Genomic DNA, 11,815 nt, shown 5'->3' with positions numbered 1-11,815 from the left:
CTCCCGGTCACAGTTGACGCCGCATCCGACGTGCGGGGATGGCAGCAACTGCGACCGGAACGCCGGTCAGACGGCGCTCAGCCGCGGTGGCCGCGGAGCCAGCCCCGGAGGCCGGAGCGCGGAGTCTTGTCCGTCGGCAGCTGCCGCGGCCGATCGGTACGGTAGAACTGCTCGGCGTTGCGCCACAGGAGCGCATCGAGGTCGTGCCCACGCGATTGCGCCCAGGCGATCACGGTGTCGGCCCAGCGCGATCGCGCCGTCGCCTGGTAGGTGGCGGACCCATCCTCCGGCGCATGCGGGTCGCCGTCCTCGGCCGGACCGATCACGGAGACGGGCCAGTCGCTCCCCCACATCAGCCGCTCGACGCCGAAGGCATCCGCCGCCACATCGAGGAACGGCTCGAGCTGCTCGGCGCTCCAGTCGCCGCCCGCCTCTCCCGGCAGCCCCGAGAGTTTGCAGAAGGCGTTCGCATGCCGCGCCAGCTCGGTGAGGTCGCGCGCCCACTCCGCGGACGGCGCGAGCGGGGACGCCGCCGTACCGACGGCGGGCTTTCCGAGGTGATCGAGCACGAGCCGCAGCTCGGGGATGGCTCCGGCGAGGCGGGCGATGTCGGGCAGCTGGCTCTCGCGCACGCAGACGTCGAAGCTCAGGTCACGAGCGGCGACCTCCCTGGCACCGGTCACGAACGCCGCCGAGACCGCGAGTCCGTCCGGCTCACCCTGCAGGTTGTGCCGCACGCCCACGACGAGGGGTTCGGCTAGGAGTCCCTCCAGGTGCGCGACCGTGTCGGTCCCCCTGTCGAGGCGGACGCCCGCGACGATCCCGACGATGCCGAGCGCGGGGGCGAGGCCTGCGACCCAGTCGACCTCGGCGAGGAAGTCGTCTTCGATCGTCTCCGCCTGCACGAAGACCGACCTCTCCGGTTCGGCCAGGCCCAGGCGGGCATGCTCGAGCTCGAGGTCGGCGAACCGAAAGGCCATCGGCCCTTCGAGCCAGGTGTACGTCAGAACCTCCGGATCCCAGAGGTGCAGATGTGAATCGAGAACGCGCATGGCTCCATCCTGCCGGAGACATCCGATCAATCGCTAGGATGACGCCATGGCAGTCACCGACGAGGCGATCGAGAAGATCAAGGCGATGATCGTGGCGGGCGAGCTCTCCCCCGGTGATCGGCTTCCCCCCGAGAAGGAGCTGTCCGAACGACTCGGCCTGTCCCGCAGCTCGATGCGCGAAGCGGTCAAGGCGCTGGAGGTCATCCGGGTCCTCGACGTGCGTCGCGGCGACGGCACCTACGTGACGAGCCTCGAGCCGCATCTGCTGCTGGAGGCGATCTCGTTCGTGGTCGACATGCACGACGACGATTCGATGCTCGAGATCTTCGCAGTGCGGCGCATGCTGGAGTCGCAGGCGACCGGGCTCGCGGCGACGCTCGGGACAGATGAGCAGATCGCTGAGCTGCAGGATGAGGTCGACTCCATCGATGCGGCGGTCACGATCGAATCCCTGGTCGACCACGACATCCGTTTCCACCGCGAGATCGTCGCGATGTCCGGCAACGCCTACCTCGCGAGCCTGATCGAGCATCTGAGCAGCCAGACCGTCCGCGCCCGCGTCTGGCGCGGCCTCACCGAGGGCGGCGCTGTCGAGCGCACCCTGTCGGAGCACCGGGCCATCGCCGACGCGATCGCCCAGCATGACTCCGCCCTCGCGACCTCTCTGGCCACGGCGCACATCGCGGGCGTCGAGCGCTGGCTGCGTCAGGCCGCAGCGAGCTGACGCCGGCGGGAGCAGCCGCTCACGCCCCCAGGCGCACCATGGCGGCGTCGAACTCGGCCGCCGAGCTGTCGCTCACCTCATGGAAGAGCAGCCGGTCCAGCACATCGGGAGCCGCGGTGAAGTAGGGGATCCCCACCAGTCGCAGGCCCGTGATGTCATCCGGCGAGCGCAGGGATGCGGCGAGCACGTTCGACGCACTCCCCGCGCACACCTCCTGCATGCGGGCGATCGTCGCGTCGCCGTCGAGCCCGGCATCGCGCATGCGTCCGAGGTACGGGGCGATGTACTGCGCGCCGATCGACGCGCACGCCAGGGCCTGCGCGACCGAGTACACGGCGGTGACCAGCACGGTCGCCCCCTCGCGCAGGAGCGCGGCTGCGGCGGCGAAACCCGCCGCCGTCGCCGGCACCTTCACGGCCACCCGGTCACCCAGCGCGCGGATGCCCTCGGCGTTGCGGAGGAACGAGGCGGTGTCGCCACCCCAGGTCTGGAAGAAGATCTCGCGCGCCCCCTCCGACTCCCAGAGGGCGTAGAGATCAGGGATCTCGGCGGCGGTGCGGCCGCCGCGTTCGAGGATGGTCGGGTTCGTGGTGACGCCGTGCACCACCCCCGCGGCGAGCAGCGGGGAGACACGGTCGACATCGGCGCTGTCGACGTACAGGCGTGGCGCGATCGGGGTCATCGGGGTCTCCTCGCGGACAACCTGTCGTTACAGGTGCGGATTCGGCTAATGTAATGACAGCCATCGCGGTCTGTCAAAGCGACGGCCACGCCTGCCATCGAGGAAGATCAGGAGCGAGATGACCCCCGCACACCCCGAGGACCGCACCGGCGTCGTCATCGTCGGCAGCGTCACGGCCGATGTGACCACCTTCTCCGGGCGCCTGCCGGCCAGAGGCGAGACGATCCTCGGCGACGAGTTCACCCTCATGCTGGGGGGCAAGGGCGCGAATCAGGCCGTCGCCGCCGGTCGCTCCGGTGCACGCACGAGCTTCGTCGGCTGCGTGGGAGACGACCTCTTCCACGACCTGGTCGTCGACGGGCTCACGGCAGCGGGCGTCGACCTCACGCACCTGCGCACGGTTCCCGGCCCGACCGGCATCGCGCACATCCGGGTCGACTCCTCGGCGCAGAACGACATCGTGATGGTGCCGCTCGCCAATGCCGCCCTCAGCGCCGCGCAGATCGACGAGGCGCTCGCAGCTCTCGCCCCCACGACCTCGGTGCTGCTCACCCAGCTCGAGACGCCGTCGGCACTCACGGCGCACATCACCGCGCGCGGACGCGAGCACGGGATGACGGTCATCCTCGACCCGGCACCGGCCGCCGAGCTCGATGCGGAGATCTGGCGGAGCATCGACATCGTCACCCCCAACGAGACAGAGGCGACGCTGATCAGCGGCATCGAGGTGACGGATGCCGCATCGGCCGAACGCGCCGGACGCTGGTTCCTCGCCCAGGGCGTCGGCGCCGCCGTGATCACCCTCGCGGGCCAGGGGTCGTGCGTCGTCACGGCCGAGGGCGCATCCGTGATCCCTCCGTTCCCGGTCGAGGCCGTCGACACGACCGCGGCGGGCGACGCCTACGCCGGATACCTCGGTGCAGCGCTCGCGAACGGCAGCACCCTGGCGGATGCCGTGCGCCTGGCCACCGCGGCTGGCGCGCTCACCGTCACCAAGCAGGGGGCGTCGCCGAGCCTTCCCCACCGCGCCGAGGTCGATGCGTTCCTGACGGAGCGCGCGGCCGCACCCGTCGCGAACTGAACTCGCGAACCGAACTCGCGAACCGAACTCGCGAACCGAACCTGCGGAGCACCGAGGAGCCACATGCGCAAGACAGCCACCACGATCAATCCCGCGCTCTCCCGCGTGATCAGCGAGACCGGCCACACCGACCTGCTCGTCGTCACCGACGCGGGCCTGCCGATCCCCCCGGGCTCCGAGCGCATCGACCTGGCGTATCGGCCGGGGGCTCCGGCCTTCCTCGACGTGCTCGACACCGTGCTCGCCGAGCTGGTCGTGGAGGGAGCGACGGTCTCGGCAGAGGTCGCCGAGAAGAGCCCGGAGGTGCTGGCCGCGCTGCGGGAGCGGTTCGCCGGGATGGGATTCGAGATCGAACTCCTCCCGCACGTCGAGTTCAAGAAGCTCAGCCACGGCGCCCGCGCATTCGTGCGGTCGGGGGAGTTCACCCCCTACGCGAACGTGGTCCTGCACGCGGGGGTGGCGTACTGATGGCCCTCGTCGACGACGCGATCGACCGGCACTCCGCCGCGCCGATGTACGACCAGCTGCGCCAGCTGATCATCGACGGCATCGCGCGCGACGGGTTGCAGCCCGGCGACCCGCTGCCCGGTGAGCATCGGCTGTGCGAGCGCTACGGCATCTCGCGCACCGTCGTGCGCCAGGCGCTCGCCCAGCTCGAACATGAGGGACTCGTCGAGCGGGTGAAGGGCAAGGGCACCTTCGTCTCCCGTCCCCGCACGAGCGAGAGCCTGGTGCACACGCTGGTCGGTCTGTACGACGATGTCGAGCGCCGCGGCGGCCATGTGCACAGCGACGTGCTGCGGCACGAGCAGACGACGGCGGATGAAGAGGTCGCCCTGGCGCTGGAGGTGCCCGTGGGGTCGCCCGTCGTCGCACTGGAGCGTCTGCGCCATGTCGACGGCGAGCCGTGGTCGCTGTCGACGACGTGGATGCCGGAGGCCGTCGGCCGTGTGACGCTCGGCGCCGACCTGACCGAGGGCTCTCTGTACCGACTGCTCGCCGACAACGGCATCGTCGCGACGCACGGCGTGCGCTCAGCCGAGGCGACCGTGGCCACGCACGAGCAGGCACAGCATCTGGGAGTCAGCGCCGGCTCGGCCCTGCTGCGTCTGCGTAGCATCAGCCGCAGCTCCGACGGCACGCCGATCGAGTACTTCATCGCGTATCACCGCGGCGACCGCTCGCGCTTCGAGTTCCAACTGCAGCAGGAGCAGTCGCAGGCCTCGCTGCTGCACGTCGATGGCGAAGGCGGGGCGTCCCGCGCCGGGACGGTCGGCTGAGCGGCCGGTAATGTCGAGGGCATGAGCGACTGGACCAGCACCGCGATCGCCCTGCTGGAAGCCGATGCCAACCGCAGCGCCGACACCCACCTGCACCTGTTCCCGCTGCCGTCGGAGTGGGGCATCGACCTCTACCTGAAGGACGAGTCCGTGCACCCCACGGGCTCCCTCAAGCATCGCCTCGCGCGCTCGCTGATCCTCTACGGCCTGGTCAACGGACGCATCCGCGAAGACACCACACTGGTGGAGTCGTCGAGCGGATCGACCGCCGTCTCCGAGGCGTACTTCGCCCGCATGCTGGGGCTGCCGTTCATCACGGTCGTTCCCCGTTCGACCGTGCAGGAGAAGATCGACCTCATCGAGTTCTACGGCGGCACCTGCCACTTCGTCGACCGGGCAGAGGACATGTCGCCCGAGGCCCAGCGCCTCGCCTCCGACTGCACCGGCCACTACCTCGACCAGTTCACTTTCGCCGAGCGCGCGACAGACTGGCGCGGCAACAACAACATCGCCGAGAGCGTGTTCAGCCAGCTCTCCCAGGAACGGCATCCGATCCCCTCCTGGATCGTCACGGGCGCCGGCACCGGTGGCACGAGCGCGACGTTCGGCCGGTACGTGAAGTACCGCAGGCATGACACCAAGGTCGCGGTCGTCGATCCCGAGGGCTCGGCCTTCTACGACGGATGGGCCGGCACCGTGGACCCGCCGGCCGGGCGTCCGAGCCGCATCGAGGGCATCGGCCGCCCCCGGGTCGAGGCGTCGTTCGTGCCCACCGTGATCGACGAGATGATCCAGGTTCCGGATGCCGGCTCGATCGCCGCGATCCGCCTGCTGCGCGAACGCACCCTGCACTGGGCCGGGGGCTCGACGGGCACGAACCTCTACGGCGCGTTCCAGCTCATCGCCCGCATGCGGGCCGCGGGAGAGACCGGCAGCGTCGTGACCCTGATCTGCGACAGCGGCGTCCGCTACGCCGGCACCTACTACTCCGACGAGTGGGTCGCGGCCCAAGGCTGGGACCTCGCCCCGCACCGGGCACGACTCGACGGGTTCCTGGAGTCCGGCGTCTGGGTGGAGTGAGGGCTGCGGGCTACGCTGGCCGCATGACTACTCTGATCCTCACCGTCGCGGGTGCAGACCGTCCTGGCCTCGTGGCCGCCGTCGCCGATGTCGTGGATGCGCACGGCGGCAACTGGGAGAACAGCTCGCTGGCTGAGCTCGTCGGCACGTTCGCGGGCGTCATCGAGGTCTCCGTTCCGACCGACCAGGCGGCGGAGCTCGAGAGTGCTCTGCGCGGCCTCCAGGGCCAGGGGCTCCTCACGCTCGCCGTGCTCACCGGCACCCCGGATGCCGCCGCAGACGACGATCAGCTGCTCGAGATCCAGGTGCTCGGCAACGACCGCCCCGGCATCGTGCGCGAAGTCTCCGGCGTGCTGAGCGCGCATGCCCTGAGCATCGAGGAACTCGCCACCGAGACCAGGGATGCCGCGATGGCCGGAGGGCGCCTGTTCGAGGCGTCGGTCACCGCGAAAGTCCCGGCCTCCGTCGACCTCGACGCCCTACGTGCCGACCTCGAACGCATCGCCGCCGAGATCCAGGTCGACATCACCCTCGGCTGAGCATTCCGCCAGAACGCGCGTCAGTCCTCGAGCCCGGAGTACCTCCGCACCCAGTACTCCGTGTAGGCCACATGCGCGGAGGCCGCAGCGCTCGCGGCGACCGGATCTGCCGACGCGAGCCCGCGCAGGATCGCGCGGTGTCCGGCATCCGAGTGCACCTTGAGCTCGGCCGCATCCTCAGGATCGGAGATGCGGTACGCCCGCGAGCGCGAACGCAGCACGTCGATCAGGCTGGTCAGCGCCTCGTTCCCCGCAACGCCGGAGATCGCCATGTGGAACTCGTGGTCGAGCCGCGACTGCGCCTCGAAGTCAGTGGTCGCCTCGATCTCGTCGAGCACACGGTCCAGCGACGCCACCGTGTCCTCGTCGATGCGGGCTGCGGCGAGCGCGGCGGCATGCGGTTCGAGCACGCGGCGCAGCTCGGTCAGCTCCAGCACTCCGGCCATCGGCAGCAGTCCGACGGTGAGTGACAGGCTGCCGATCAGATCGGCGGCACGCAGTTCGCTGACGTAGCTGCCGGAGCCGTGACGGGTGTCGAGCACACCGAGAGCGGCCAGCATCCGGATCGCTTCGCGCAGGGATCCCCGGGAGACGCCGAGACGTTCGCAGAGCTCGCCTTCGCTCGGCAGCCGGTCGCCGGGTCGCAGCGCGCCGTCGGCGATCAGCGCCCGCAGCCCGTGCAGCGCCGTGTCGAGTGCGCTCATCGTCATCCTCTCTGACACTCCCCCGCCCCTCGTGAAGTCTGTCGGAACTCCCCTTCGCAGGGAACTCGTATGATAACTATGTTTCATCTTCACCTTTTCGTGGCAGTTTTCCACGGCATGTGGAAAAGTTGTACAACAACTTGCCCGACTCATCGATGAGGACCGATGCCCGCACCGCTGTTCCCCGCACTGCTCACGCTGAACTCCGGCATGCGAGCGCGCGACGCCTGGCCCCTCGACCGGGAAGTGATCCACCTCAACCACGGATCCTTCGGCGCGGTCCCGTCCGTCGTCGGCGAGCATCAGGACGCCCTGCGCCGCCGCGCCGATCTCAGCCCCGTCGAGTGGTTCCCGCGCATCGCCGAACGCGTGCAGGAGGCTCGCGAGCGCACCGCCCCGTTCGTGGGCGCGCGTGCGGAGGACAGCGCCTTCGTTCCGAACGCCTCCGCGGCGGCGACCGTGGTCTACAACGCGCTGCAGCTCGAGACCGGTGACGAGATCCTCGTGACCGACCAGGGGTACGGGGCCATCACGATGGGAGCCGAGCGCCTCGCCCGCCGGTTCGGTGCGACGGTCCACACCGTCGCCCTGCCCCTGCTCGCCTCCGACGACGAGATCGTGCAGCTCTTCACCGATGCGCTCACGCCCCGCACCCGCCTGATCGTCGTCGACCAGATCACCTCCCCCACCGCGCGGCTGCTGCCGACGCGGCGCATCGCCGACGCCGCGTCCCAGCGCGGCGTACGCACACTCGTCGACGGCGCCCATGCCCCCGGCCTCATCCCCGACGCGGCAGCGGTCGCGGGGGGCGACTGGTGGTTCGGCAACCTGCACAAGTGGCCCTGCGCCCCGCGCGGCTCTGCCCTGCTCGTCACGACCGCCCCCGACCGCGACGAGCTCTGGCCGCTCATCGACTCCTGGTCCGCGCGCGAGCCGTATCCCACCCGCTTCGACACCCAGGGCACGATCGACGCCACGACCTACCTGGCGACCCCGACCGCGATCGACTTCATCGAGAGCGAGTTCGGCTGGGCGGCCGCGCGCACAGCGATGGCGGAGATCGCGGATGCCGGTGCCGCGGTGATCGCCGAAGCCCTGCGCCCCTACGGCGACGAAGACCCGCTCACCCCGCTCCCCTCGCCCGTGCCGTCGATGCGACTCGTGCGCCTTCCGCTCGGGCTCGGCGCGACCCGCGAAGAGGCCGATGCCCTGCGCATGGACCTGCTCGACGAGGTGGGCGTCGAGACGGCCTTCACCAGCTTCCGCGGCGTCGGCTACTTCCGACTCTCCGCCCACCTCTACAACGAGGCCGCCGACTACGAGGCCTTCGTCGAGCGCTGCGTCCCGCAGATCCTCAGCCGCGCCGGCATCCGCCGCGCCGACTCCCTCGTCCTTCCCTGACCGCGTCCGTCCCCCGCCCGACCGCAACATCCACCCCCACCCCACCGAGAGGCACATCGTGAAGAACAAGATCTTGACGACCGCAGCGGGATTCGGCACCGTCGCCGTCCTCGCTCTCACCGGCTGTTCCGCAAGTTCCGGCCCGTCCGCCGACGGCGCCGTCACCCTGCAGATGGTCGAGAGCCTGACCAACCCCGCCCGCACCGAGCTCGTGCGCGGGCTGCTCGACGACTTCGAGAAGGCGAACCCGAAGATCACGGTCAACCTGGTCTCCCCTCCCACCGAGCAGGCCGACGCGAAGATCCAGCAGATGCTGCAGTCCGGCAAGGGCGTCGACGTGCTGGAGGTGCGCGACATCACCGTCGGACCGTTCGCGAACAACGGCTGGCTGTACGACCTGGGCCCCGACCTCGAGAAGTGGGACGGCTGGGACGCCCTGACCGACAACGCCCAGTCCGCCTCGGTCGCCGCCGACGGCAAGAGCTACTTCGTTCCCTACGGCTTCTACGGGCTGTCGCTGTTCTACCGCACCGACCTCGTGAAGGACGCCGGGTTCGACGGCCCGCCGCACAGCTGGAAGGACCTGCTCGAGCAGGCCAGTGCGATCCAGGACCCGTCGAACAACATCTACGGCTACGCCTTCCGCGGCGGCCAGAACGCCAACAGCAACGTGGTCGCGGCCATCGAGGCGTACACGATCGACGGACTCGACGTCGACGATGCGTTCCTGATGGAGGACGGCTCGACGATCTTCGCCGCCCCCGAGGCGCAGGATGCCGTCGACGACTACTTCGACCTCTTCAAGAAGGCCTCCCCGCCCTCCGCCGTCTCATGGGGCTACCCCGAGATGGTCGCCGGCTTCACGAACGGCACCACCGCCTTCCTGCTGCAGGACCCCGAGGTCATCGCGACCGTGCAGGACTCCTCGCTGACCGAGGACCAGTGGGACACCGCTCCGCTGCTCGTCGGCCCGTCGGGCAAGGCCGCCCAGCCGCTCGCCGTCGCCGGCTGGGGCGTGGCCGAGAACAGCGAGAACAAGGAGGCGGCCGTCAAGCTGGTCGAGTTCCTCTCGTCCGCCGAGCCCGCCACCGAGTTCGCCCAGGCCAACAGCCTGGTGCCGATCATCACGGCCGCGGCAGATGATGACTTCTACTCGTCGGGCCCGTGGACCAGCTACGTCACCATGACGGAAGACCCGGAGACCTACGTCAACGTGCGTCAGCCGCGCGGGGTCAGCTGGTGGACCGAGTGGATCCAGAAGTCCGACCAGGACGTGCAGAACGTGCTGCTGGGCAACATGTCGACCAGCGACCTGCTGGCGTCGTGGGATGCGTTCTGGACCGAGAAGTACGCCTCGGAAAAGGGCTGACCTGTGGCCCGCACCGCTCACAAGGGAGGCTCCGTCGGCACTGCTTCGCAGCAGGCAGTCGTCGGGGCCTCCCCGGCATCGCGCCGGCGCCCGTTCCGCAGCCGCCAGGCATGGACGCTGCTGGCCTTCCTCGCGCCGGCAATCGTCTTCGTCTGCTGGTTCACCTACTGGCCGATGCTGCAGGGCGCGCGCATGGCCTTCCACGACTGGAACCTGTGGGATCTCACGTCGACGCCGTTCGTGGGCTTCGACAACTTCCTCGCGGTGTTCCGCGATCCGGCCTTCCCGACCGTCGCGGGAAACTCCGTGCTGTGGGTCGTCGGCTCGCTCGTGCCGCAGCTCGTGATCGGGTTCCTGATCGCGCTCGCCCTGCGCAAGAGGTTCCGCTTCCGCGGGCTCTACCAGGCGCTCGTGTTCTTCCCGTGGGCGGTGTCGGGCTTCCTCATCGGCATGCTCTTCCGCTGGATGTTCAACGCCGAGTTCGGCGTGGTCAACGACCTGCTCATGAAGGCCGGGCTGATCGATGCGCCGCTGCCCTGGCTGGCCGACCCGAAGCTCGCGATGTTCGCGGTGATCGTCGCGAACGTCTGGTACGGGGTGACGTTCTTCGCGATCATGATCCTCGCGGCCCTGCAGTCGGTCCCCGACGAGATGCTGGAGGCGGCGAGCCTGGACGGCGCCGGCAAGTTCCGTCAGCTGTTCTCGATCATCATCCCGTACATCTCGATGACGCTGCTGCTGACGATCCTGCTGCGCGTGATCTGGATCTTCAACTTCCCGGACATCATCTACGCGATGACCAACGGCGGACCCGCCAACCAGACGCACATCATCACGACCTGGATGATCAACTACACCCAACAGGGCAACTACGGCTTCGCGAGCGCGATCGGCCTCATCGTGATGGCGGTCCTGTTCGTGTTCTGCGCGTTCTACCTGATGGCGATGCGGAGAGTGCAGCGATGACCATGACAGACGCCTCGCGGACGGGCTCCTCGATCACCGAGACCCGCCGCATCACCGTGCCCGACCCGGCATCCGCACCGCGCCCGAAGCCGCGCGTCACGATCGGCGGCATCGTCCGTGTCGTGGGCCTGGGACTCTGGCTCGTGATCACACTGTTCCCGCTGTACTGGATCGCGCTGACGTCGATCAAGTCGCCGGGCACGATCAACCGCTTCCCGATCGAGTACTGGCCGAGCGAGCCGTCGCTCGAGAACTACATCAGCCTGTTCCAGAAGAGCTCGTTCGGGGTCTTCCTCGGCAACTCCGCCCTGGTCGCGGTCGTCGGCGGTGCCGTGGCCACCCTCATCGCCCTGTTGAGCGCGTACGTGCTGGCCCGGTTCGAGTTCCGCGGCAAGGGGGCGATCCTGATCGCGTTCCTGCTGACCCAGATGATCCCGGCGTTCATCGCGCTCGGGCCCCTCTACTCGATGATGACCGACCTCGGCCTGGTCGACACCAAGCCGGGGCTCATCCTCGTGTACATCGCGATCTGCATCCCGTTCTCGACCGTCATGCTGCGGGGCTTCTTCGAGAACGTGCCGGATGCGCTCGAAGAGGCGGCGATGATCGACGGATGCTCACGCCTGGGCGCTCTGTTCCGCGTGCTCGTCCCGGTGATGACCCCCGGCATCATCGCGGCGTTCATCTTCAACTTCGTCAACTGCTGGAACGAGCTGTTCCTGTCGGTCGTGCTGATGAACACCGACGCGAACCGCACCGTGCCCTCGGCGCTGAACGGCTTCATCTCCACCTTCAACATCGACTGGGGCTCGATGAGTGCCGCCGCGGTGTTGACGATCCTGCCGACCATGGCGATGTTCGCTCTCGCGAGCCGCTGGATCGTGCAGGGCCTGACCGCCGGCGCCGTCAAGGAGTAAGGCGAGCGCCGAGACCCACG

Annotated in this window: 13 protein-coding genes; 10 read left to right on the top strand and 3 right to left on the bottom strand. The window is 69.1% G+C overall.

The genetic code is table 11. The annotated features are described in order from the left end of the window. Positions 1-77 precede the first annotated feature (77 nt). Positions 78-1,052 (bottom strand): amidohydrolase, encoded by a 975-nt coding sequence (locus tag KY497_RS05295; RefSeq protein ID WP_219870001.1) that lies wholly within the window; start codon positions 1,050-1,052, stop codon positions 78-80. Positions 1,053-1,098: 46 nt separating this feature from the next. On the opposite strand from KY497_RS05295, the gene KY497_RS05290 reads away from it, so the two are divergent. Continuing rightward, on the top strand, positions 1,099-1,776 hold the full coding sequence (locus tag KY497_RS05290) for a FadR/GntR family transcriptional regulator (protein ID WP_017829501.1): 678 nt from the start codon (positions 1,099-1,101) through the stop codon (positions 1,774-1,776). 19 nt (positions 1,777-1,795) lie between these two features. Here the strand turns inward: KY497_RS05290 and KY497_RS05285 are convergent, their stop codons facing one another. After that, positions 1,796-2,458: a transaldolase family protein gene (locus KY497_RS05285; protein WP_219870000.1), complete on the bottom strand. Its 663-nt coding sequence runs from the start codon at positions 2,456-2,458 to the stop codon at positions 1,796-1,798. 118 nt (positions 2,459-2,576) lie between these two features. Between KY497_RS05285 and KY497_RS05280 the strand changes: the two genes are divergently transcribed. From KY497_RS05280 to KY497_RS05260, 5 genes are all read left to right on the top strand, one after another. Beyond that, positions 2,577-3,539 carry a ribokinase gene (locus KY497_RS05280; protein WP_055866120.1) on the top strand — a complete coding sequence of 321 codons (963 nt, stop codon included), beginning with the start codon at positions 2,577-2,579 and terminating at the stop codon, positions 3,537-3,539. 63 nt (positions 3,540-3,602) lie between these two features. After that, positions 3,603-4,007, top strand: coding sequence for a D-ribose pyranase (rbsD, locus tag KY497_RS05275; RefSeq protein WP_219869999.1), 405 nt, complete (start codon positions 3,603-3,605; stop codon positions 4,005-4,007). Further along, a complete protein-coding gene (locus KY497_RS05270; RefSeq protein WP_127483085.1) occupies positions 4,007-4,819 on the top strand; it encodes a GntR family transcriptional regulator in 813 nt (270 codons plus the stop codon). The genes rbsD and KY497_RS05270 overlap by 1 nt, the downstream gene beginning before the upstream one ends. A gap of 21 nt (positions 4,820-4,840) precedes the next feature. Then, complete coding sequence (locus tag KY497_RS05265) at positions 4,841-5,899, top strand: PLP-dependent cysteine synthase family protein (protein ID WP_055866126.1); 1,059 nt, start codon at positions 4,841-4,843, stop codon at positions 5,897-5,899. 23 nt (positions 5,900-5,922) lie between these two features. Continuing rightward, the gene (locus KY497_RS05260; RefSeq protein WP_219869998.1) at positions 5,923-6,438 is read left to right on the top strand and encodes a glycine cleavage system protein R; all 516 of its coding nucleotides are present in this window, start codon (positions 5,923-5,925) and stop codon (positions 6,436-6,438) included. A 20-nt stretch (positions 6,439-6,458) separates the two neighbouring features. Here the strand turns inward: KY497_RS05260 and KY497_RS05255 are convergent, their stop codons facing one another. Next, the gene (locus KY497_RS05255; RefSeq protein ID WP_219869997.1) at positions 6,459-7,142 is read right to left on the bottom strand and encodes a FadR/GntR family transcriptional regulator; all 684 of its coding nucleotides are present in this window, start codon (positions 7,140-7,142) and stop codon (positions 6,459-6,461) included. A 165-nt stretch (positions 7,143-7,307) separates the two neighbouring features. On the opposite strand from KY497_RS05255, the gene KY497_RS05250 reads away from it, so the two are divergent. The 4 genes from KY497_RS05250 to KY497_RS05235 are packed head-to-tail and all read left to right on the top strand — an operon-like array spanning position 7,308 to position 11,795. Continuing rightward, complete coding sequence (locus KY497_RS05250; protein ID WP_219869996.1) at positions 7,308-8,543, top strand: aminotransferase class V-fold PLP-dependent enzyme; 1,236 nt, start codon at positions 7,308-7,310, stop codon at positions 8,541-8,543. Between the two features lie 58 nt (positions 8,544-8,601). Beyond that, positions 8,602-9,912, top strand: a complete 1,311-nt coding sequence (locus KY497_RS05245; RefSeq protein WP_218682517.1) for a sugar ABC transporter substrate-binding protein — start codon at positions 8,602-8,604, stop codon at positions 9,910-9,912. 3 nt (positions 9,913-9,915) lie between these two features. After that, a complete protein-coding gene (locus KY497_RS05240) occupies positions 9,916-10,878 on the top strand; it encodes a carbohydrate ABC transporter permease (RefSeq protein WP_219869995.1) in 963 nt (320 codons plus the stop codon). Then, entirely contained in the window at positions 10,875-11,795 is a 921-nt protein-coding gene (locus tag KY497_RS05235; RefSeq protein WP_017829512.1) for a carbohydrate ABC transporter permease, read from the top strand. The genes KY497_RS05240 and KY497_RS05235 overlap by 4 nt, the downstream gene beginning before the upstream one ends. Positions 11,796-11,815 lie beyond the last annotated feature (20 nt).

Source organism: Microbacterium sp. PAMC22086 (assembly GCF_019443525.1).
Classification (GTDB): Bacteria; Actinomycetota; Actinomycetes; order Actinomycetales; family Microbacteriaceae; genus Microbacterium; species Microbacterium maritypicum.
Note: the sequence above shows the minus strand (reverse complement) of the source record. Positions and strands in the feature narration are given on the sequence as shown.